17 protein-coding genes and 1 riboswitch are annotated in these 23,091 nt (G+C 66.9%); of the genes, 10 read left to right on the top strand and 7 right to left on the bottom strand.

What is annotated here, in order from left to right; translation table 11 throughout:
* Positions 1-65: 65 nt before the first annotated feature.
* Positions 66-1,652, bottom strand: coding sequence for a helicase HerA-like domain-containing protein (locus tag ABD301_RS14510; RefSeq protein WP_344310643.1), 1,587 nt, complete (start codon positions 1,650-1,652; stop codon positions 66-68).
* Positions 1,653-1,964: 312 nt separating this feature from the next.
* A riboswitch (cyclic di-AMP (ydaO/yuaA leader) is annotated at positions 1,965-2,131 on the top strand.
* A 12-nt stretch (positions 2,132-2,143) separates the two neighbouring features.
* Here ABD301_RS14510 and ABD301_RS14505 point away from each other — a divergent pair.
* The 7 genes from ABD301_RS14505 to ABD301_RS14475 all read left to right on the top strand — a co-directional run bounded on the left by ABD301_RS14505 (position 2,144) and on the right by ABD301_RS14475 (position 10,138).
* Positions 2,144-3,256 (top strand): C40 family peptidase, encoded by a 1,113-nt coding sequence (locus tag ABD301_RS14505; RefSeq protein ID WP_344311134.1) that lies wholly within the window; start codon positions 2,144-2,146, stop codon positions 3,254-3,256.
* A gap of 271 nt (positions 3,257-3,527) precedes the next feature.
* Positions 3,528-4,991: a protein kinase family protein gene (locus ABD301_RS14500; protein WP_344310641.1), complete on the top strand. Its 1,464-nt coding sequence runs from the start codon at positions 3,528-3,530 to the stop codon at positions 4,989-4,991.
* A 9-nt stretch (positions 4,992-5,000) separates the two neighbouring features.
* Complete coding sequence (sigM, locus tag ABD301_RS14495; protein WP_163568188.1) at positions 5,001-5,654, top strand: RNA polymerase sigma factor SigM; 654 nt, start codon at positions 5,001-5,003, stop codon at positions 5,652-5,654.
* A complete protein-coding gene (locus ABD301_RS14490; RefSeq protein WP_344310638.1) occupies positions 5,647-6,600 on the top strand; it encodes a hypothetical protein in 954 nt (317 codons plus the stop codon). Before sigM ends, ABD301_RS14490 begins: the two co-directional genes overlap by 8 nt.
* 122 nt (positions 6,601-6,722) lie before the next feature.
* Entirely contained in the window at positions 6,723-7,718 is a 996-nt protein-coding gene (trxB, locus tag ABD301_RS14485) for a thioredoxin-disulfide reductase (RefSeq protein WP_425551937.1), read from the top strand.
* Positions 7,719-7,768: 50 nt separating this feature from the next.
* Entirely contained in the window at positions 7,769-8,095 is a 327-nt protein-coding gene (trxA, locus tag ABD301_RS14480) for a thioredoxin (protein WP_163568191.1), read from the top strand.
* Positions 8,096-8,257: 162 nt separating this feature from the next.
* Positions 8,258-10,138: a bifunctional metallophosphatase/5'-nucleotidase gene (locus ABD301_RS14475; RefSeq protein WP_344310634.1), complete on the top strand. Its 1,881-nt coding sequence runs from the start codon at positions 8,258-8,260 to the stop codon at positions 10,136-10,138.
* Here ABD301_RS14475 and ABD301_RS14470 read toward each other — a convergent pair.
* Together ABD301_RS14470 and ABD301_RS14465 are read right to left on the bottom strand one after the other, a co-directional pair.
* Positions 10,128-10,640 (bottom strand): VOC family protein, encoded by a 513-nt coding sequence (locus tag ABD301_RS14470; protein WP_344310632.1) that lies wholly within the window; start codon positions 10,638-10,640, stop codon positions 10,128-10,130. The genes ABD301_RS14475 and ABD301_RS14470 overlap by 11 nt on opposite strands.
* A complete protein-coding gene (locus ABD301_RS14465) occupies positions 10,637-11,122 on the bottom strand; it encodes an RNA polymerase sigma factor (RefSeq protein WP_344311133.1) in 486 nt (161 codons plus the stop codon). Before ABD301_RS14465 ends, ABD301_RS14470 begins: the two co-directional genes overlap by 4 nt.
* A 471-nt stretch (positions 11,123-11,593) precedes the next feature.
* Between ABD301_RS14465 and ABD301_RS14460 the strand changes: the two genes are divergently transcribed.
* Positions 11,594-12,751, top strand: coding sequence for an N-acetylmuramoyl-L-alanine amidase (locus ABD301_RS14460; RefSeq protein ID WP_344310630.1), 1,158 nt, complete (start codon positions 11,594-11,596; stop codon positions 12,749-12,751).
* Between the two features lie 13 nt (positions 12,752-12,764).
* Here ABD301_RS14460 and ABD301_RS14455 read toward each other — a convergent pair whose 3' ends face one another.
* The gene (locus tag ABD301_RS14455) at positions 12,765-13,616 is read right to left on the bottom strand and encodes an alpha/beta fold hydrolase (RefSeq protein ID WP_344310628.1); all 852 of its coding nucleotides are present in this window, start codon (positions 13,614-13,616) and stop codon (positions 12,765-12,767) included.
* A gap of 106 nt (positions 13,617-13,722) precedes the next feature.
* Between ABD301_RS14455 and ABD301_RS14450 the strand changes: the two genes are divergently transcribed.
* Positions 13,723-14,322: a TetR/AcrR family transcriptional regulator gene (locus tag ABD301_RS14450; protein WP_344310626.1), complete on the top strand. Its 600-nt coding sequence runs from the start codon at positions 13,723-13,725 to the stop codon at positions 14,320-14,322.
* A gap of 51 nt (positions 14,323-14,373) precedes the next feature.
* Here ABD301_RS14450 and ABD301_RS14445 read toward each other — a convergent pair whose 3' ends face one another.
* Together ABD301_RS14445 and ABD301_RS14440 are read right to left on the bottom strand one after the other, a co-directional pair.
* The gene (locus ABD301_RS14445) at positions 14,374-15,345 is read right to left on the bottom strand and encodes a threonine ammonia-lyase (RefSeq protein WP_344310624.1); all 972 of its coding nucleotides are present in this window, start codon (positions 15,343-15,345) and stop codon (positions 14,374-14,376) included.
* Positions 15,346-15,383: 38 nt separating this feature from the next.
* Entirely contained in the window at positions 15,384-17,765 is a 2,382-nt protein-coding gene (locus tag ABD301_RS14440) for a polysaccharide lyase 8 family protein (protein ID WP_344310622.1), read from the bottom strand.
* Between the two features lie 207 nt (positions 17,766-17,972).
* Here ABD301_RS14440 and ABD301_RS14435 point away from each other — a divergent pair, with 207 nt between their 5' ends.
* Positions 17,973-22,385, top strand: coding sequence for an endo-alpha-N-acetylgalactosaminidase family protein (locus ABD301_RS14435; protein ID WP_344310621.1), 4,413 nt, complete (start codon positions 17,973-17,975; stop codon positions 22,383-22,385).
* On the opposite strand, the gene ABD301_RS14430 is transcribed toward ABD301_RS14435, so the two are convergent.
* Positions 22,382-23,038, bottom strand: coding sequence for a GNAT family N-acetyltransferase (locus ABD301_RS14430; protein ID WP_163568197.1), 657 nt, complete (start codon positions 23,036-23,038; stop codon positions 22,382-22,384). The two genes, ABD301_RS14435 and ABD301_RS14430, sit on opposite strands and share 4 nt — an antisense overlap.
* Positions 23,039-23,091: the final 53 nt, after the last annotated feature.

Raw genomic sequence — 23,091 nt, 5'->3', positions numbered from 1 at the left:
CAGTTTCGCGCCGCACCCTATGGAGAACCGCCAATCGGATTCCGATTGTGCGGGCCAGGGGCGGGTTAGCGGCGGCGGCTGACGCCGAAGACGGAGCGCATGATTTCGCGGCCGGCCGAAGAGGCGGCGGAGCGCATGAAGCTCTTGACCGCTGGGGAGCCAAGGAAGTCCGTCACCGCCCCCATCGCCTGCCCACCCGCGCCGCTGCTGGCCGGGGCCGGCCGTGGGGCAGGCGCGGTAATGGGCTGCTGGGCTGCCTCGGCTCGCTGGGTGGCCGCGCCTTGGGCGGTCTTGGCCATCAGCTTCTCGTACGCCGACTCCCGGTCAATGGCCTGCCCGTATTTGCCCTGCAGCGGCGACCCGGACACCGTGCTGTCCAGTACGGCCGGCTCGGCCGGGCCCATAAAGGACTGCGGTGCGGGCAGCCGGGTCCAGGCCACCGGGGTCGGCGCGCCACGCTCGGACAGCACCGTGACCACCGCCTCGCCGATGCCGAGGCCGGTGAGTACTTCCTCCAGGTCGTAGCCGGACTTGGGAAAGGTGGAGACGGTGGCCTTGAGCGCCTTGGCGTCCTCCGGCGTGTACGCGCGCAGGGCGTGCTGAACGCGGTTGCCCAGCTGCGCCAACACGTCCGACGGCACATCTTTTGGCGTCTGGGTGACGAAGAAGATGCCGACGCCCTTTGACCGGATCAGCCGGACGGTCTGGGTGATCGCGGTCAGGAAGTCCTTGGAGGCGTCCTTGAAAAGCAGGTGGGCCTCGTCGAAGAAGAAGACCAACTTCGGCTTGTCCACGTCGCCCACCTCTGGAAGGTCCGCGAACAGGTCGGCGAGGAACCACATCAGGAAGGTGGAGAACAGCGCCGGCTTGTCCTGGATGCTGGCCAGCTCCAGCACGCTGATGATCCCGCGACCGTCCGTGGCCGTACGAAGAAAGTCGTGGGTGTCGAACTCCGGCTCGCCAAAGAAGTCCTGCGCGCCGGAGTCGGCGAAGCCGATCAGCTCCCGAAGGATCACCCCAGCGGTGGCCTTGCTCAGCCCGCCCAGCTCCTTGAGCTGCTCAGCGCCCTCATCGGAGGTCAGGAACTGGATAACCGCGCGCAGGTCCTTCAAGTCCAACAGCGGCAGGCCGTGCTGGTCGGCGAAATGGAAGACCAGTCCGAGCGACGACTCCTGCACGTCGTTCAGACCCAGGACCTTGGACAGCAGGGTCGGACCGAAGGCCGTGACGGTCGCCCGTACGGGCACGCCCTTGCCGAGTCCGCCGAGCGCCAGGAACTCGGTTGGGTAACCAGTCGCCGTCCAGGTCTGCCCGACTTCGGTCGCCCGGGACCGCGTCCGGTCCGAATCGGCGCCGGGCGCCACTACCCCGGACAAGTCGCCCTTCACGTCGGCCAGAAAGACCGGAACACCGTTCGCGGACAGCTGTTCGGCCATCATCTGCAGCGTCTTGGTCTTGCCGGTGCCGGTCGCGCCGGCCACCAGGCCGTGCCGATTCACCATCGACAGCGGGATCCGCACCTTCGCGGCTGGCACGGCGGCACCGTCATCGCCGACCAACGCACCCAGCTCAATCGCTTCGCCAGCGAACGCGTACCCCTTCTGGACCCTGTCCGCGAGGTCGCCCTGAGAAGTCTTGCTCTGGTCCGCCATGAATGCGCTCCCCCCACCCGAACCCAAAAGGACGCTGGGAGCGTACCGAGCCTTCCGCGAACAGGCACCACGGTGAACACATGTATGCCGCGAATAATTGTTAGTGATCGAGCGCACAGAAAGAAACCGACCCGAACGGGCGGACATATTAGGGCAAATAAAATAATGCGACACGGCCACCCTGTAACAGATCTCACTTGGCCTGCGAATACGATCACGATGACCCCAAGATGCTTGAGGTCAAAGTGCACAACCCGTGCACGCACCTGGGAGACGGCACGCCGAGTCCTGTCCCCGCCGCCCAGGTGAAAGTACGAGCATTGGATGAATCGGACAGGAGCGGGGGAACCAACAAAGTTTCTCCGGAGTGATCCGGCGACAGTCGGAAAAACTCCTTGGGGTGAAGCCATCTAACGATGGCCGGGACGCCTTCCCTCCCGAACCCGACAGCTCACTTCGTAGGCGTGCCGGAAGGAACGCTCTTGCGTACGGTGCGATCTCACCGCCGTAGTCTCCCGCGTCCGCTGAAGAACAAGTGGCTCACCGCCTCTCTGGGTGTCGCCGCCGCCGGTCTGATGGCCGTTGGTGTGGTGGCAGCGCCCTCGGTGTTCGCGGCCGACCAGGCCAAAGTGATGGTCTGGAAGTACAACACCCCGTCGACCACCTCGCCAGGTTCGCTGGTCAACCTCGAGGGCTTCATCAAGACGCCGGAGGGCCAGCCGATCCCCAACGTGACAGCCACGCTGTCCCGTACCGAGGCTGACGGGCACTACCACGCCCTTCTCAGCGGCACCACGAACAGCCAGGGTGTTGTCACGTTCCAGCTGTACCCGGGCAACTCGGCCTACTGGATCCTCAGTTACGCCGGCGGCACGGTCAGCAGCGGCGGCGGGCAGCCCGCCAACCCGGCGCCGGCCACCACCAAGGCGGCCCCGAACAAGCCCGCACAGAACACGCCGGCCAACCCGAAGCCCGCTGACTCGGCATCCCCGAGCACCCCGGCCGAGTCGTCCGGCACCCCGTCGACCGATTCCGGCACGAATGGCAACGACGCCAACGGGAATGGCTCGACCAGCACCAACAACGGCAATGGCGCGGCCGGCGACAACCAGCCGGCCGCCTACACGCAGCCGGTCAGCAACACCAAGCAGGTGAGCAACAACGCTGACGCCACCCCGCCAGCCGCTCCCGCCGGGACCAGCCGGACCTTCGCTTCCAGCGTCTCGCCGGCCGTCGCGGTCTACGTTCAGGACAAGGGCCAGATGGTCGTCTCCACGGCCGCCCAGTACCGCGGTCGGCCGTACCAGTACGGTGCGGCGGGGCCCAACTCGTTCGACTGCTCAGGTTTCACCAAGTTCATCTACGCGAAGTTCGGTAAGTCACTTCCGCACAGCGCGACCAGCCAGGCCGGCTATGGCTCGTCGGTCAGCCGGAGTTCGATGAAGCCGGGCGACCTGATGCTGTTCGGCCGACCGGGCTCGTACTACCACGCCGCGATTTACGCTGGCGGGGGCAACATGTGGGACGCGCCGACCTCCGGTCAGACGGTGGGAAGCCACCGGATCTGGAGCAATGACTACACGGTTCGCCGCCTGGTCTCCTGAATCACAGCGATCGGCTGCCAACCGATCGCAGCTCTGGAACGTCTCATGAGGGGGCACGATCCCGGTTGGGGATCGTGCCCCTGTTACGTATGACCGATGACGTCCGATCAACAGACGTACAGGGAATGAATCCGTGTCAAGACGAGCGAGTGCTGGCAGCGAAGTGCGATCATGGGTCCCGGAACAGTCGAGCCGCTCCGAACCGGAGCAGCCGGCCGAGTCCGATGAAAGGTCCCCAGCGTCGCGGGCCCCGGCCGATCAGGGAGGGCCAGTGGAGGGGGAAGGCCCACGGGGGGCGACTGTCGCCGCGCTGGCGGCTGGACAGGTGCTCGCCGGGCGTTACCGGCTGGACAAGCACCTGGAAGATTCCACCACCGGGCGCGCACTCTGGCGCGCTACCGACCTGCTGCTCGCCCGCGGCGTGGCGGTCGAGGTCCAAGCCACCGTCGGCACCGACTCTGAACAGCTGCTTTCCACCGCCATGGCGATCTCCCGGATCCGCCATCCAGGCGTGGTGGCGATCTATGACGCGGTGGAGGAGAGCGACCGGGCGTACGTGGTCCGCGAGTGGGCCGCCGGCAGCCCGTTGCGAGGCCTCCTCAAGAACGGCCCGCTGGACACCCACCAGGCCGTCACACTGGCTCGCAGCGCCGCCGAAGGCCTCGCCGCCCTGCACGCGGCCGGCGCCGCCCACGGCAACCTGACGCCCAGCACGGTCATCGTCAACGGCAACTTCGAGTGCACCCTCACCGACCTCACGATGGCGCCGCCCAGCACCGCCGGCGAGGACGTCACCGCCGAGCCGGCGGCGGACGTACGAGCCGTCGGCGCGCTGCTCTATGCCGCGCTGACCGCCCGGTGGCCGTCCGCGAACGGCTCGACGCCCGAAGGGGTCACCCCAGCCGCCCGGATAGACGGCCGGCTGTGCACACCTCGGCAGGTGCGGGCCGGCATCCCGGCCCGGCTGGACGCGCTCGCCATGCAGCTGCTGGACCCGGACCAGCCGGCGCCGGCCGCGCAGGACCTCGCCACCGAACTGAACCAGGTCGAGTACGCGCAGGAGATGCGGCCGCTGGATGGTCTCACCGGCCAGCTGGCGCCGCTCACCGAACCACTGAACCGGCTGCGCGAGTCCCGGATCCGGCGGATGCCGCTGTGGGCCAAGCTCAGCATCCCGATTGGCGTGATGCTGGTCGTCCTCGCGGTGCTCGCCGTGCTGGTCGCGCGCGTACCGATGGCGCAGTCGCCCAACACCACGCCGGCCTCCAGCACCGCGAACGGCCCGTCCAGACCGCTGACCGCGGTGCGGCCGACCGATGCCACCATCATCGATCCGCAGGGCGACCACACCGAGCTGGCCGGCGCCGGCAAGACGATCGACGGCAGCCGCGACAGCGCTTGGCGGACCGCGACCTACAAGGGCAGCCCTGACTTCGGCGGCCTGAAGAAGGGCATGGGCGTACGGGTGGACCTGGGCCATCCGGTCGCGGTCCGGCAGGTGCTGGCCAACCTCAGCAGCGCAGGTGCCACCGTGTCTCTCTACGGCGGCAACAACCCGGACGATCTGCAGTCCGGCACCGCGATCCAGACCGTCACCGACTCGCCCGGCCCCAACGTCACGTTCGCCGTCACCTCCGGTCAGCAGTATCGGTATCTGCTGATCTGGATCACCAAGCTGCCGCCGTACGAGAACGGTTTCGGGATCGGGGTCGACGAGATTGTCCCGAAGGTCTGAGGCCGGCGGGTGACCGCCGATCCGACGGCCGTCACACCCAGCGACATCGATCTGCTGAGCGCGCACGCGGCCGGTGACAAGACCGCGTTCTCCACGCTCCTGAGCCGGCATCAGGACCGGATGTGGGCGATCGCGCTGCGGACCACCGCCAACCGCGAGGATGCCGCCGACGCACTACAGGACGCGTGCCTGTCCGCCTTCCGGGCTGCCGCGTCCTTCCGCGGGGACGCCGCGGTCACCACCTGGCTGCACCGGATTGTGGTGAACGCCAGCCTGGACCGGCTCCGCCGCAAGGCCGCTCGCCCGGCCGTACCACTGGACGACACGAAGGTCGACCCACCGGATCCGGCCGACCAGGTGGATGCGCTGACCACCCGGCTGACGATCCGGGAGGCGCTGGCCGCGCTGCCACTCGAGCAGCGGGCCGCGTTGGTGCTGGTGGACCTGGAGGGACTGCCCGTCGACCAGGCCGCCGACATCCTGAAGATCCCGGCTGGCACGGTGAAGAGCCGGTGCGCCCGCGGCCGAGCCCGGCTCGCCGTCCTCCTGGACCAGCTCAGACCGAGTGCATCCGATCACGGCCGGAACGGTTCGACCGCGAGGCGCGTCCCATCGAAGAACGACGACACCAGCGACGTGGCAGGAGGGGGCAAGCATGGCTGACGAACGCCCGGCCGATCCTGCCCTCAGCGGCCCCGACCTGGCCGAATCCGTCGACATCGAACTGCTCGGCGAGTACGCGGAAGGCCTGCTCGACGGCACCGCCCAGGCGCAGCGGGTCGCCGACCGGCTGACCAGTGACCCGCGCTGGCAGGTCGCGTACGAGTCGCTGCCCGCGGCCACCGCCACAGTGCGTACGCAGTTGGCCAACCTGGGCAACGAGCTCGCCGGCGGTACGAGCGCGGAGCCGGTGCCGACGGACGTACTGGCCCGCATTGAGGCCGCGCTCGCCGAGCAACCCGCCGCGGATCTCGAGACAGATCTCCAGACGCAGTCGCTCCCCGACGAAGGCGAGCCCCCCACCCGGCTAGAAGTCGCCCGGGAACGGCGCAAGGGCCGGTTCGCCGTGCTGCTGGCCGCCGCCGCGGTGGTCGCCATCGTGGTGGTCGGCGGTGGGGTGGTCGTCCAGCAACTGGTCCCGGTCGCGCTGCCCAAGAACATGTCCGCCACCGGGTCCGGCGACAGCCGCCCCAACGGTGGCGCTGGCACCTCGAAGCAGCCGCAGAGCGCACCGAAACCGCTGGCTGCCGGCCGCGTGCAAGTGGTCGCCTCCGGCCGCGACTGGACCGACGAACAGCTGCCCACCCTGGGCCGAACCGCGGCGAGCGGCACGGCCGACACTGGCCGGTCCCATGCGGACCAGGCCAAGGCTGCCCCCGAGCCGCTGCCTCGGTTCGCCAATCCAGCGGTCCTGCAGGCCTGCCTGGAGGCACTGGGACGGCTGGGAGGCGGCGAGCCGACCTATGTCGACCTGGCGCTGTTCGACGGTGGCCCGGCGGTGCTCGCGGTGCTGTCGAACGGTTCGACCCAGAAGGTGGTCGCGGTCACTTCTGACTGCGGGGACTATTCGACTGTCACCACCATTTACGGGCCGGTCGCGGCCAGCTGAACCCACCGGCGCGACCGTACGAACGGTGGAGGCGCAGGTCACGTACGCGTCGGAATGTCTGGCCCTACCATGACGTTCACTGGGTAGGTCACGAAGGCATGGTCCACAGCCGAGGAGAACTGGTGAGCGAACGTCGAACAGTCATCATCGTGGGGTCCGGCCCGGCCGGCTACACGGCGGCGATATACACCGCTCGCGCGAACCTCTCACCGCTGGTGATCGAGGGCGCGAACTACGGTGGCGCGCTGATGACGACCACCGAGGTGGAGAACTTCCCGGGCTACCCGGAGGGTGTCCAGGGGCCGGACATGATGGAGCAGCTGCGCCAGCAGGCGGAGCGGTTCGGCGCGGAGTTCATCTCCGACGACGCCTCTTCGGTCGACCTGTCCGGTGATCTCAAGAAGGTCACCGTGGGCGACCAGACGTACGAAGCGCCGGCAGTCATCCTCGCCACCGGTTCGGCTTGGCGTCCACTGGGTGTGCCGGGGGAGCAGGAGTTCCTCGGCCGTGGCGTGTCGTCATGTGCGACCTGCGACGGGTTCTTCTTCAAGGGCCAGAACATCGCCGTGATCGGGGGTGGCGACTCCGCGATGGAGGAGGCCACCTTCCTGACCCGGTTCGCCGAGACCGTGACCATCGTGCACCGCAGGGACGAGTTCCGGGCCAGCAAGATCATGGCCGACCGGGCGCTCGGGAACGACAAGATCAAGGTCAAGTGGAACTCGGCGGTCTCCGAGGTGCTGGGCACCGATGGCAAGGTCAGTGCCCTGAAGCTGACCGACACGGTCACCGGTGCGGAGTCCACGCTGGATGTGACCGGTGTGTTCATCGCGATCGGTCACGACCCGCGCAGCGAGCTCTACCGCGGCCAGGTCGACCTGGACGAGAACGGCTATGTGCTGGTCGACTCGCCGAGCACCCGTACGAACCTGACCGGCGTCTTCGCGGCCGGCGACCTGGTGGACCACACGTACCAGCAGGCGATCACTGCGGCCGGCTCCGGTTGTGTGGCGGCGCTGGACGCCGAGCGCTTCCTGGAGGGCCTGAGTGACTCCGAGGAGCCACTGGGCGCCACCTGGGGCCCGACTCGCGAAGTGCCGGTCACCGCGCAGTCTTAAGCAGCAAAGACATAAAACTCGCAGCGCGACTCTTAGAAGGAGATATCGACATGGGCGCGAACACCACCGCCGTCACAGACCAGAACTGGAACACCGAGGTGCTCGGCAGCGACAAGCTGGTGCTGGTCGACTTCTGGGCCGAATGGTGCGGTCCGTGCCGCAAGGTCGCCCCGATCCTGGATGAGATCGCCGCCGAGCTGGGCGACAAGATCACCATCGCCAAGCTAAACGTCGACGAGAACCCGAACACCGCCCGTGACTACGGCGTGATGTCGATCCCGATGCTGACGATCTTCAAGGACGGCCAGGCCGTGCAGACCGCCATTGGCCTGCGGCCCAAGTCCGAGATCATGAAGCTGATCAACGCCGCTCTCTAGTAGGCCGCCGCAACGCCCCGTTCCTCGTGTCACCAGCGGGGACCGGGGCGTTGCGTGTATTCGTACGGGAATCAAAAAGGCTGGTAAAGCGGGTACTGAAAACCCTCCGGCGGCGTAGATTTCCTTCGGTCGTACGAGCGAAGGAAACCCGAGGAGTGACCTGTGCCCGCTGAGCCCACCAGCGCCCCCGACAAGACTGGCAGTCGTACCGTCAGCCGCCGCCGCCTGCTGGCCGGCTTCGGCGGATCGGCCGCGGCCATCCTGACCGCCGCCGGCATGTCGCCGGAGGCCGCGCAGGCGGCGCCCCAGCCGACCGACGCGAGCCTGCACAACCAGACGGCGCAGCTCACCCTGCTGGGCACCACCGACCTGCACGCGCACGTCTTCAACTGGGACTACTACAACAACCGCGAGTACGACGACGCCGCGCACAACGACCAGGGCATCGCCAAGGTCGCCACCCTGGTGGGCGCGCTGCGCAAGCAGCGCGGCCGTCGCAACGTCCTGCTGCTGGACGCCGGCGACACCATCCAGGGCACCCCGCTGGGCACGTACTACGCGAAGACCAAGCCGATCAGCCGGACCAGGATCCATCCGATGGCGACCGCCATGAACGCGATGGAGTACGACGCGTCGGCGCTGGGCAACCACGAGTTCAACTACGGCATCGACCTGCTGCGGACCTTCCAGAAGCAGCTCCGGTTCCCGCTGCTGGGCGCCAACGCCCTGGACTGGAAGACCAAGCAGCAGGTCTTCCCGCCGTACACGGTCAAGACGATGTGGCCGAGCGGGTCGTTCTTCCCGGTCCGGGTCGGCATTCTCGGCCTGACCAACCCGGGCGTGGCGATCTGGGACAAGGCCAACGTCGAGAACAAGATGCATTTCGACGGCGTGGTCGAACAGGCCAGGATCTGGGTGCCGCGGCTGCGCCGGATCAGTGACGTCGTGGTGGTCCTGACCCACTCCGGTGCCGACACCTCCTCTTCGTACGGCGACGCGCTGCCGTATCCAGAGAACGCCTCCACGCTGATGGCCCAGCAGGTGCCGGGCATCGACGCGGTGCTGGTCGGGCACGCGCACGTGGAGATCGACGACCGGTTCGTCACCAACGAGGCCACCGGCAAGCAGGTGCTGCTCACCGAGCCGCTGTGCTTCGGCCAGCGCCTGTCCGTGATCGAGCTGAACCTGAAGCACTCGCTGCTGCACGGCTGGCAGGTCAGCGGCGCCGACTCGCACGTACTGAACAGCAACACCGCGCCCGAGGACGAGCACATCAAGAAGCTGCTCACCGCGGACCACCAGGCCGTGGTGGACTACGTGAACGCCCCGGTCGCCACCTGCACGGTCGCGATGTCCTGCGCCACCGCCCGCTACCAGGACGCCGCCTGCATCGACTTCATCAACTACGTCCAGGCCGATGCGGTGAAGGCCGCGCTGGCCGGTACGCCGAACCTGCCGGTGCTCTCGATCGCGGCGCCTTTCAACCGCGGCGCGGCGATCCCGGCCGGCCAGGTCAGTGTCCGAGACGTGGCCGGGCTTTACATCTACGACAACACGCTGCTCGCGGTGCAGCTCACCGGCGCCCAGGTCAAGGACTACCTGGAGAAGTCCGTCGAGTATTTCCAGCAGGTCACTGGCGTCGGCCCGTACACCGCGGACCAGGTCACCAACGCCAAGACCACGGCCGCGCCGACCGGTACGCCGGACTACAACTACGACATCATCTCCGGTCTGGATGCCCCCCTCGCGTACGACATCGACATTACGCAGCCGGTCGGCAAGCGGATCGTCGACCTGTCGTACGCCGGCAAGCCGATCGACCCGGCCGGGCAGTTCGTAGTGGCGGTGAACAACTACCGGCAGTCCGGCGGTGGCGGCTTCCCGCACATCAACACAGCTCCGGTGCTCTACAACCGGCAGATCGACATCCGTCAGCTGCTGATCGACTGGGCGACCGCGCAGAAGGTCATCGACCCGACCAAGTTCGCGTCCGTCGACTGGAAGCTGGTCGCCAACGGCCAGCCGGTGCAGATCACCGGCTGACCGGGCCGTTCAGCATCCAGCGGTGCCCGAAGGGGTCGATGATCACCGCGATCCGGCCGTACGGGTTGTCACCCGGCGGCCGCTCGACGGTGGCACCGGCCCCTTCGGCGCGGCTGGTCAGCTCGTCCACATCGGACACCGTGAGGTGCAGCGAGAACGGCCGCCCGGGGAGCTTGTCCGGGCTGACCAGGCCGAGGTCCGGATACTCGTCGGCGATCATCAGGCCGGCGCCACCGATGGTCATCTCAGCGTGCCCGACTCGATGGTCCGGCCCCACCAACGGCTCACCGCGCCGCTGGGCACCGAACACGTCCGCGTACCAGTCCATCGCGGCCCGCGCGTCCCGCACGGCGATGTAAGGGGTCAGCAGAGACATATCTTCTCCAGTCTGTCTGGCCAGCAGCAGCCGCTCGAGCCGGCCCCGCAGCTGAGCCGCAAAGGCCGGATCGGGATCGACCGGGCCGGCTGGGTCACGGAGGGCGTCCAGCGGGTCGGTACTCATCGGGTGCCCTCCTTTCCTTCGTAGGCGCTGCGGAAAGCGCGCTTCGCCCTGGTCAGCAGCGCTTCAGTTGCATGTGTCGTGCGATCCAGACAGCTGCCGACCTCAGCCACCGACAACCCATCCAGATAGCGGAGAGTGAGCACCGCACGATGTGGGTAGGACAGCGTCGCGAGGACCTGGTGCGCGACCGTGATGTCGAGCTGTACGTCCCACGGATCGCACCCTGGGTCATGGTCGGCGAGTGGCTCAACACGCTGCCGGTCCCGCCCAACCGCCCGCCAGTGGTCGACGAGTTTGTGCCGCGCCACCCCGATCAGCCAGCCCACCGTGAGCGGCGGCGGATCGGGCTTGCGGCAGGCCGCGACCGCCGCGAGGAACGCCTCGGCGGTCACCTCCTCGGCCACCGCCGCACTTCCGCTCCGGGCCAGCAAATAGCCGTACACCCGCGGCAACGCCTCGTCGTACAGCCCCAACAACCGCATCGCGGGATCGGGCCGTACGCCAGGTGGATCGTTCACACCCTTATCGTCGGCGCGCCGACCCCATTCCCAACGGCCCAACCGCGAAACCTCGGCGTGTCGCCGTCCGACACGCCGGACACCTGCTCGTCCGCCGCGAAACTGTCACCCCACCCCCGAAAAATCACCCCCACCCAGTGACGGGTGGGGGGTGGGTCGAGAGGTAGACCTTAATTTTTAGTTGAACATCGGTCCTCAAACCCACCCCCCACCCGTCACTGGGTCAGGGCTCTGGGTGGGGGCTAATTTGCCCGGAAGGTACGACAGTTTCGCGCCGCACCTCATCTGCGCGGGGCGACCGTAGAGTGAAACTGAGCACAGTCACCGGCGTGTCGACTACTACGGCGTGTCGAACCCTGCCCACAGTCGGCTGGCGGCCACCGCTTACCGTGTAAGTGAACGATGTTGTTCCCAAGCTGGCAAGGGGGCCTGCTGATGGAGCCGGTACGCCGTGGTGACAGTGGTCCGGCGGCCGCCGAGGTGCGAGCCACGCTCGCCAGCCTCGGTCTGGTCCCGGCCGGACCGCACGGCGAGGGCTCCAGCGCCGACTCGGTGCTCTTCGACGCGGCCTGCGAGCTCGCGATCCGGGAGTTCCAGCAGCAGCGCGGCCTCACTGTCGACGGTGTGGTCGGCGCCGAGACGTGGAGCGCCCTGGTGGCGGCCCGCTGGCGGCTCGGCGACCGGCTGCTGACCCGGTCAGTCACCGAGCCGATGGCCGGCGACGACGTGGAAACGCTGCAGGAGCGGCTCATCGAGATGGGCTACGACGTGGGCCGCCCGGACGGTGTCTTCGGCGCCAGCACCGAGCGAGCGCTGCAGCAGTTCCAGCGCGAGGTTGGCCTGCTGCCGGACGGCGGCTTCGGCCCCGGCACCATGCGCGCGCTCCGACAGCTCGGCCGCAAGGTTGTCGGCGGCCGACCACAGCTGCTCCGGGAGACCGCCCTGCTGCGGCACGCCGGCCCGGCGCTGGTCGGCAAGCACGTGATCATCGACCCAGGTCACGGCGGCCAGGACCGCGGTGTGGTGGTGCCCGAGGGCCTGCTGGAGTGGTCCGAGGCCGAGCTGGCCTGGGACCTCGCGTCCCGGCTGGAGGGCAGACTGTCCGCGCTCGGCGTGCACACCGATCTGTCCCGCGGCCGCGACACCTGGTTCTCCGACGCGGACCGGGCCAAGTTCGCCAACGCTGCCGGCGCCGACGTGCTGGTGTCCCTGCACATCGACGGCCACCGCAACCCAGAGGCCAGCGGCATCGCCACGTACTACTTCGGCACCCAGTCCGGCGCCTCCTCGACGGTCGGCGAGCGACTCGCCGGCCTGGTGCACCGGGAGATCGTCGCCCGGACTGGCCTGGTCGACGGTCGTACGCATCCCAAGACGTGGGAGATCCTCCGGCGGACGCAAATGCCCGCCGTGCGGGTGGAATGCGGATACCTGACCTCGCCGGTGGATCGGGCCCGGCTGATCGAGCCGGCCTTCCGGGACACCATCGCCGAAGCGATCCTGGTCGCTGTCCAACGGGTCTTCCTGCCGGTCGAGGTGGACTTCAAGACCGGCACGATGGACATGCGGGAGCTGCGCAGCCGGCTCGGCTAGCGCCCAAAGGAGACTAGGACCAGAAGTCCCGCAGTGCGGCGACCAGTTCGTCCGGCCGCTCGTCCGGGAAAAACAGCTTCCCGTCGGGCACCTCGACCACCCGCTGAGCGCCGGGGATGGTCTCCACCAGCCAATATGCCCACTTGAGCTCGAAGAAGTGGTCGGCGGTGCCCCAGACCACCAGGGTCGGTACGGTCAGTTCGCGGAGCTGGGGCTCGATCGCGAGCAGATCTTCGGCCTTGAGCGACACCAGCAGCCTTTCGAACTGCCGGGCCCGCTTCACCGTGCCCATCACCGGTTTGAGGAACGCTCGTACGAGTTCGCTCGACGGCAAGTCTGCGCTTTGGTAGCCAGGGCCGAGCGCCGCCTTGCGCCCCACCGCGGGCATCGAGGCCAAAGCCGGCCCGGTGACCGCGAACTGCCCCTTCGCGGCCGCCTCGACCGCCGGCTTGAAGGCCTCCGGTGGCAGGTTGTCGTGGGTGTCGCAGTTCGTCAGCGTGAAGCTGGTCAGCAGATCCGGCCGCCCAACGGCGAAGACCTGCGCAACAGCGCCGCCGGTGTCGTTAGCCACCAGGTCGATGCCGGTAAGGCCCAGGGCCGCACAGAAGTCGGCCAGCACCTTCGCCAACCCGTGCAGCGAGAAGTCCTGGTCAGCCGCGGCCGGCGTGTGCCCGTGCAGCGGTAGGTCGAGCGCCACGCAGCGGACCTCGCCGGCCAGCCGAGCGATCACCCCACGCCAGAGCAACGCGTTTGTCCCCACGCCGTGTACGAACAGCGCCGTACGCCCGCCATGCGGTCCCACGTCGTAGTAGCTGACCGTCCCACCGGCCGTGTCCACCGCGTGCCGATGCTCGTCAAGGTTCACCTGATCGTCCTTTCGCTAGAGTCACCGGTGCCAGTAGTTTCCAGACCGACTGTCGGTTTAGATTTACAGACCGACAGTCGGTATGTCAATATGCGTACGGGAGCGTATGAACAAGCGGGTCGAGCGAGGCCGGGCCACCCGGGAGCAGCTCATCGAGATCGCTACCCGGCTCTTCGCCGAGCGTGGGTACGACGGCACGTCCATTGAGGCGGTTTTGCAGGAGTCCGGACTCAGCCGGGGGGCGCTCTATCACCATTTCGCCGGCAAAGACGCGCTCTTCGAAGCGGTTCTGGAGGTCGTCCAGACCGACGTCGGCCGCAAGACGCTGCTGGCGGCCGCCGCCGAGAAGGAACCGTTGGCCGCCCTGCGGGCCGGTTGCGTGGCCTGGATCCAGCTCGCCGGGGATCCAGTGGTCCAGCGGATCCTGCTGATCGACGCACCCTCGGTGATCGGCTGGCACCGCTGGCGTGAGTACGACGAAAAGCACGTGTTGGGCGCGATGAAAGCCGGTATGGCGTCCAGCGCCGCCCAAGGCTTGCTGCCAGCCGAGCAGTCAGACCTGTTCGCGCACGTCGTGATGGCCGCGGTGAACGAGATCGCGCTGGTCACCGCCCGCGCCGACGACCACACCGAAGCCATTCGGATCGGTACGGCCGCGGTCGACGAGATCCTGCGCCGACTTCTGGGTGGTCAGCCCCTGGCGTGAAGGACGGTGGCAATCAGGTCGTAGGCGGCAGCCTTTTGGTAGGCCGAAGGTTCAGGCCAGCGCGGCCAACAGTGCGGCCGGCTCGATGTTGCCGCCACTGACGACTGCCACCACTGATCCAGTGGGCAGCTCAGCGCGGTGACAAAGGTGGGCCGCGGTAGTGAGGGCACCACTGGGTTCGGCCACCAGGTGGGCCTTCCGCGCGAGCACCCCGATCGCTGCGGTGATCTCTTCCTCCGAAACCGTCACCACCCCATCCAGGTATTTCTTCAGGTGCGCGAATGTACGTTCACAGATGTTCGTTCGTACGCCGTCGGCCGAAGTCCGGTAGCGCTGTTCGTCGGTCCACCGCACCAGACGGCCGGCCCGCAGGCTTTCCGCCGCATCCGCGGCGAGTTCCGGCTCCACGCCGATGACCTGGACCGCTGGGTTCGTTTCCTTGATCGCAACGGCGACTCCCGACGCCAACCCACCGCCGCCAATGGGCACCAGGACGGCCTGTACGTCCGGTAGGTCAGCGAGAATTTCGCATCCGGTGGTGCCCTGACCGGCGATCACGTCGTGATGGTCGAAAGGCGGGATCATCGTCATGCCGCTCTCAGCCGCCAATTTCTCGGTCATCGTCAACCGTTCGGACGGCGGCACCAACAACACTTGGGCGCCCAGCTCCCGCATCGCGTCGACCTTCACCTGGGGAGCGACATTCGGCACCACGATCGTCACCGGAATACCCCGCGCGGCCGCGGCGAATGCGAGCGCTTGCCCATGGTTGCCGCTGGAATGCGTGATCACGCCAGCGGCGGCCTGTTCGTCCGACAGTGCGCCGACCGCGTTCACCGCACCGCGGATCTTGAAAGCGCCGATCGGCTGCAGGTTCTCCGGCTTCAGCCACAGCCCGTCGGCCCAGCGGCAAGGCAGCAACGGCGTTCGTACGGCCACGCCTTCGATCCGCTTGGCGGCCGCCCGTACGTCATCGATCGTCACCAGATCCATCACCCGATCCTTCCCGATCGGCCCGTCCATCCGACAGTGACCTTGATTGCACCGACCCAGGACACCGTTTACCAGAGACGCAAAGTAGCCATCTGAGTACGCCCGTGGCTCCCGCCGGTCGCGATCCGCAGCTGGGCGAAAGGCCGCGACTGAACGACCGTGACCGTCGCATCCGCCGACACGACACTCCGGATCGGATACGGCAGGCAGACCGTCAGGCTGTCCTGCGTCCGGCTCGGATCAGACACCGCGACCTCGAGCGTCGATCCGGTACGCCGCAACACCACCGAAGCCGGTCCGCTGCTGACCAATCGATCCACCGACCCGGCCGCCCAGAAATTCGCCATCAACAGTCCCTGCCATGGCTGCCGGATCGCCTGCACGGTAACGGTGTTCGCGGCCACCACCGCCGGCATCAACGCCGACCACCGAATTGTCTGCGCCACCGTCGCACCGGGAATCAGCGTATAAACATAGGAGGCATTCGCTGGATCTACCCCGTGGTCAAACCACATCGTCGCGTACCGGCGCGTGATGGGAGTCTTGCTGCCGGCGGTGTCCGCGCCCTGATCAATATCCCACCAGGCCGCCTTCCGTTCTTCCCGGAGCGCGTGAATGGTGGTGCCCGCCCCGAAGGCGTATCCGCATATTCCGTCGAGGTGTGCCCAACCAACGTGCGCGATGGATTCCGGCTCTCCCCATTGCGCGGCACGCTCTCGACCGTCGACAAGCAGCCGATTCGATCCAGCCGCATGCAGGTTGCGATTGTCCACAGTCGACTCGACGCGCACCGGCTGGGCACCGGTTCTGCTAATTCCGGCGCCGAGGCAAACCACCGCGTCATTGAGGCAGAACCAGGATTTCTTGGCCGTCAGGGCGCTGTCGTACGAACGAAGATCCATTCCGACCGCGCCGACCTGTCCGTCCGTGGCACCTCCGACCCAGGAATTCAAGCCGGCTGGAGACACCCACCCATTCTCGTCCGCACGCGTACGCACAGTGGTTTGTACGGTCGTGCCAGCCAACCGGTACGCATTCACCGTCGGCCAGAAACCATCCGAATACTGGGTGAGATCGCCGTCATATACGTAGGTAGGGCCGTCGCCGAGATACCAACCATGCAGGTTCTCCGCATTTCCGGCCTCGTACCTGGCCGTCCGAGCACTGGAAAGTCCGATCGAGAAAGACCAGTCTGGCCGCCGGTGCACGATCCGGTCCTGGTACGAGAATTGCCGGTGGTCGCTGGGCTCGGGAGCCGCGACAACCGTTTGATCGGCCAACACCTGTTTTGCCAGGCCAAGATCCGGCAACGCGGCATTCGCCAGATAGGGCAACGCGGTGTCCCGGAGAATCCATCCCTTGGCAAGGGAACGAAATGTCGCCGCGTACGCCGCCGGCGCCCCAGCCGCCAAAGTCAGCACGCTGGCGATGGTCCCGTGCCCATCAATGTGGTCTGACTCGTAATCCCGCGCGATCGCCCTGCCGCGGACACAGTCCATCATCCGCCCGTTCGTCACAAAGGGCGCGAAACTCGCGGCGACCGCATCCAGCACGACATTCAGATTCGGATCGGTGACCTGCCACGGTGAACCGGCCAACAATGCGAGCAGGAATCCCACATCGCCCAGCAGCACGTTCCCGTACGTGCCCACGTAGGCGATGTTGGTGTGCTGAACAAATGATCCATCGCGGTAGAACCCGTCACCGGATTCCACGTACTGAAAAATGCTGTTCTTCCCTCCGCCACTGACATCGGAGAGCCCGTCCGTGGCCATGGTCATTCGTGCCGGGTCTCGGCCCAGAATGCCGCTCATCGCCACGATGACGCATTTGTCCATCCGGTTGGCGCCGGTCTCCAGGACGGTCGGCGCATTCGTCCGCCGATCCGGAGTGCGGACGAATTTACCCAGCACGCGGAGATAGTCGGCGGTCGCGGTGGCCGGCAAATGGTCGGCGACCAACAGGCAGGTTTGTACGAGCGCACGCGGGGCGCCAATTTCCCAGTTCCACCAGTTGCCGACTTCGGTCGCGGCCTCGTGATAGCGCCGCTGATAAACGAAGGCCAACCCGTCGATGGTCGCGGCGAGCACGTCCGCATTTGCGGCGAGCGCGGCTCCGTTGGTGGCCCACGCGGTGGCGAGGGTCCGCAACCGGTTCAGACTCAGGTTCGCGTTCACCGCATCCGTCGCGGTCAGCGGCAGATCGGGCCACAGCGCCGTCCGGTTCGAAGAGCGGTCCAGCTGCTGCCAGTACGAGCCAGCCGCAGCATCCAGAGCATCCAGCCCGTGCCGAAAGTCCGGGTCGTCCGAATCGAAGACACCGCCGGTGGTCAGCCGCACCACGGTCGCGCGCAGGCTGTCGTACGCATCAGCCGCGCTCGCCGGCGTACCGACCGCACCCACCAGGCCCACTCCAGCGGCCACGCCGAACAGTTGCCGTCGAGACACCATCTGCGTTCCCTCTCGATCGAGCTCGAAACTGCGATATTCGGTCAAGCTTCGCGCAGATTCGAACACTTGAACTGGCCATCCTCGGCCATCTGGTCAGCCATCCAGCTACGGTCAAAACCCGAACTATTGCCAAAAGCTGCCGTCACTTGCTAAACACTGAGCAGTTTCATGCATCTGTCCTGCCGCCACTGCGCAGAGGGGCTGTCCATGCACTCCGTCCGCTTCCGGCACCGCCGGCTGGCCGTCGTCACCGCCGCAATTCTCACTCTTGGCACGTTTTCGCCGCCCACGGCCGCGGCTGCCACTCCACTCGTACCAACGGGGACAGTGCTGCGCTCTGCGCAGTTGGCCGTCACGGTTGACCCGGCCTTCCCACGGGTGCTCGGCTATGCGACGCCAGACGGCGGCCAGCTTGGCGGCTCGACCGGGACCACCGGCATCCTGCGCCTCAACGGCACCGACTACCACCCGACCGTGACCGGCTCGATCTCCGGCAACACGGCCCACTACCAGCTCGTTGTCACTCAACCCGAGGTGACGATCCGGGCCGAGCTCGGGGTGAGCGGGCAGACCCTGGCCTTCCGGATCACCGGCATCGACGACCCGGGCAAAGTGGTCGAGACGCTCGACCTCCCGGACCTGACCCTGGTGTCCGTACGCAGCGACCAGCCGACCGCGACGCTGGCGTCCGCCGGGCTGTCCGTCGACGCGGCCAAGACCAGCGACAGTTTCGCCGTGGTCAGCAGCCTGCCGGTGACCACCAAACCGGCCGGCAAGTCGTACGCGTTCCTGTCCACCGACAAGCTCGCCGCCGGCGTCGAGACGAACACGCTGACCGAGCCGTACCGGCTGGCCGTGTCGACCACCGCCGAAGGCGACCTGAAACGTACGGGCATCGCCAGTCAGCCGTGGGTCTACCGCGAGCACAACACGAAGAAGATCACCGAGCTGCCATGGGCGAAGGTCGCGGTGACTGGCGACCGCAATGGCGATCACGTGGTCGACTGGCAGGACGGCGCGATCGCGTTCCGTTCGATCATGGTGAACGCGCCCGGCTCAACGGACGTGAAAGACCGGGTCGTCCCGTACATCTCGTACAACTTCGCCTCCCTCGCCGGTACGCCGTTCTTGAAGGCCCTCGACGAGGTCAAGAAGGTCTCGCTGGTGACTGACGGCCTCGGCCAGAACGTGCTGCTCAAGGGCTACCAGTCCGAAGGCCACGACTCCGCGCATCCGGACTACGGCGACCATTTCAACGACCGGGCCGGCGGCCTCGCCGACCTGAAGACGCTGATCTCGCAGGGGAAGAAGTACGGCGCGACCTTCGGTGTGCACATCAACCGGCAGGAGGCTTACCCGGAGGCGAAGAACTTCAGCTGGGCGCTGGCGAATCCGGGCCAGCAGTGCTGGGGCTGGTTGGATCAAAGCTATTGCGACAACAAACATGCAGATGAGACCTCAGGCAACCTGGCCAACCGCCTGGCGCAGCTGAAAAAGGCGATTCCGGACCCGAACCTTTCCTATCTGTACGTCGATGTGACGCCCGGCAGCGGCTGGGATGCGTACGACCTGGCACACACTCTTTGGTCCGACGGCTGGCAGGCTGCCACCGAGTTCCCCAGCGACTGGGAGCGCGAGTCGATCTGGTCGCACTGGGCGAACGATCCGACCTACGGAGGCGACAACAATCGCGGGATCAACAGCCGGATCATCCGGTTCCTCCGCAACGACCAGAAGGACGTGTGGTCTCCCGATCCGCTGATGCCCAACCCGCAGCTGGCGGATTTCACCGGCTGGCAGGGCCGGGTCGATTTCACCCAGGCGGAGGCGAAGATCTTCACCGACGACCTGCCGGCGAAATGGATCCAGCATTTCCAGGTGTCGAAATGGACCGACGACGCCATTGACTTCACCGGGGGCGTACGGATCACCAAGGCGGGCGCGGGCAGGGATATCTGGTCCGATGGTCACCTCGTCTCCACCGGCGGCGCCTATTTGCTGCCATGGCCGGGCGCGGATGCCAAGCTCTACCACTGGAATCCGGCCGGCGGCACGACCACCTGGACACTTCCGCAGTCGTGGCAACGATTGCGGACGGTCAGCGTTTCGACGCTAACTCAGACCGGGCGCCAGCAAACTCGCCAGGTGCCGGTCCGGAACGGCCAGATCTCTCTGGCCGCGACAGCGAAAACTCCGTACGTGATCACCCGAGGCCAGTCGGCTCCTACGGCCCAGCCTGTCGACTTCGGACAGGGTGGTCCGGTCGCCGACCCCGGCTTCGACTCCGGTGGATTCTCGTCCTGGCATCCGACCGGTGCCCGTCCGTCCATTGTGGATGATGCGCGCGGTCAGACCCACCTGCAGATGGCGTCTGGCGCTGGTACGGTCAGCCAACAACTTCGCGGCCTGCGGCCCGGAAAGCAGTATTCGGCATCGGTCTGGGTCCAGGTGACTGGACCGAAACGCAAGGCCACGCTCAGTGTTTCGGACGTACGCGGGGGAGCGGCCAGCGTCTGGACGGATTCTTCGCCACAGGCCGACACCTCCGGCGTCGATGACAAGACGGGTACGAATTACCAGCGCATGAAAGTCCTCTTCACGCCCACCTCCAGTACGGCCACACTCACACTTTCGGCATTGGCCGGCGCGGCGACCGTGGAATTCGACGACGTACGAGTGGTCGCGGACGAAGGTGCGAATCTCGCGTCCGGCGGCCATTACTACACCGAGGATTTCGAGCATGTGGACCAAGGCTGGGGCCCCTTCGTCTACACGGTCGATGGCGGCTCCCTGCGTACTCACCTTTCCGAGCTGCACGCCGGTTACACCAGGGACACCATTTCCGGGAAATGGTCGCTGAAGACCTGGGCGGACGGGACCGGCCTGGTTTACCGGACTTTGCCGCAAACTCTGCGATTCGACCCGAGTCACGTCTATCGGGTCCGGTTCGACTATCAGAGCGACACGGACAATACGTACAGCGTCAAGGTTTTCGATGGCGGTGGGCAAGCGGTCTTCAATGACACGCTCGCCCAGACCACCGACCGGCCACTGGATTCTCCGCCGCCGGCTACGGATCCAAAGCCGGCCGGTTGGACGGACATTCTTCCGCCGCAGGGATCAGCTCCCCACCAGATGTACGACCAGACTTTCACGACCGGCGGCGCTGGCTGCGGCGACTATTCGCTGGGAATAGTCCACAATCACGACGACAACGCGGCCATGACAATGGACGACTTGGTGGTGGACGACCTCGGTCCCGCGCCGGCTACCAGCCGTTGCCCCTCGAGCCCGGTCGCCTCAGTGAAACTCAGCGGTTTCGCACCGGAAAGAGGACAGCCAAATACGGTCACCGCCGCCTTCCAGAACTCTACGACCGGCCCACTGTCCAATGTGGACGTACGAATGGTCGCGCCGGCCGGATGGTCGGCGACAGCGCAGTCCCCGTCCCATTTCGCGACTGTGGCGGCTGGGGCGACAGTCGAGGTGAAGTACGCCGTACAAACCCCGGCCACCGCGCCAAGTGGCAGCTACCAGCTGACGGCGACCGCGTCGTACGAGGTCAACGGCCATCAGGCTGGTACGGGCGCGACCACTAGCGCGGTGCTGGCTTATCGGTCCCTGGCGGAGGCGTACGACAACGTCGGCATCACCGACGAGTCGGCCACCACGGCCGGCACCTTCGACGGCTATGGCAACAGCTTCTCCGCCCAGGCTCTGACCAGTGCGGGAGCAGCACCCGGCAGCACGGTCACGGTGGACAACGTCAAGTTCGGCTGGCCGAGCGCGCCGGCTGGACAGCCGGACAACGTGACCGCGGCTGGGCAGACGGTCGCGATGAGCGGATCGGGCGGCGAGATCGCGTTCCTCGGCTCGGAAGCCGGCGCTGTTCAGCCGACCGTGACGATCCACTACACCGATGGCAGCACTTCCACCGGCAACCTGGGCTTCCCGAACTGGTGCTGCGCGGACGACAACGGGTACGGCGCGAAGATCGCCGTGGACACCGACCACAACAACACGCCCACCGGCCCCGGCCACTTCGGCACTCACTACAAGATCTACTACAACACCATCCCGGCCGACCCGACCAAGACGATCGCGGCTGTCACCCTGCCCAACGCACCCGCTCTGCACGTCTTCGCGATGGCGCTCAAACCGCTGGCCGCCGCACCACCAGGTGCCGACACGTACGCATCCGACCTGGCCTGGGCACAGATGACCAACGGCTGGGGACCGGCCGAACGCGACCATAGTCTGGGGGAGGACTCCGCCGGCGACGGCGGGCCGTTGAAGGTCGCCGGCGTACGTTTCGACAAAGGCCTCGGCACCGCGTCACCGGGTTCGATCACGTACCAACTGAGCGGGAAATGTACGCGCTTCACCGCGCAGGTTGGCCAGGACGACGAGAAGGGAGCGCCCGGCTCGGTGCAGTTCAGCGTGGTGGCGGACGGCGCCACCATCTACACCAGTCCGGTCAAGCTACCGGGCATCGCCGCCACCGCGGTGGAGGTCCCGCTGACCGGTGTTCAGTCCGTCCAGCTGGTGACCGGTGACGGCGGAGACGGCAATGGCAACGACCACGCGGACTGGGGCAACGCCCTCTTCCACTGTGGTTAGCGATCGCTCCGGGGCATCTGGCCGGCCGCTTCTCGGGAGGTCGCGCCGAGCGCGACCTGCGGGTTGATGGACCCGAGCAGCTTTTCCAGCGCGTACTCCACATCCGACTTCCAGGAGACGGCCGTCCGCAGCTCCAATCGCAACCGCGGCCAGCGCGGATGCGGGCGGACCGTCTTGAAGCCCACCGAGAGCAGGAAGTCGGCCGGCACCACACAGCTCGGCCCGTCCCATCTGAGATCGGCGAAAGCTTCGATCGCTTTGATGCCGCGCTTGGTGAGGTCCTTGGCGACGCCCTGAATGAGCATCCGGCCAAGGCCCGCGCTGGCGAACTCCGGCAGCACGGTGGCGGTCATCATCAGAGCCGCGTCCGGGCTGACCGGGCTGGTCGGGAAGGCGACCGAACGCGGCACGTACGCGGGCGGCGCGTACATAACGAAACCTGCTGGCACGCCGTCGACGTAGACCAGCTTCCCGCACGATCCCCAGTCGAGCAGGGTGGCCGAGACCCACGACTCCTTCTCGAAGCCGGTGTCACCACCTTCCACGGCCCGATCCCGGCTGACCGGGTCGAGCTCCCAGAAAACGCACTTCCGGCACTGACCGGGAAGGTCTTCGAGCGTGTCGAGCGTCAAGTTGACCAGGCGTCGGGACATCGTTGGCCCGCCCTCCCCCCATGGGTTTCGGTCGCTGTCCCCAAGATCGTACG

Source organism: Fodinicola feengrottensis, from assembly GCF_039530045.1.
GTDB lineage: Bacteria > Actinomycetota > Actinomycetes > Mycobacteriales > HKI-0501 > Fodinicola > Fodinicola feengrottensis.
The sequence above is the reverse complement of the archived record's forward strand: the minus strand, read 5'-3'. Positions and strand labels throughout refer to the sequence as shown.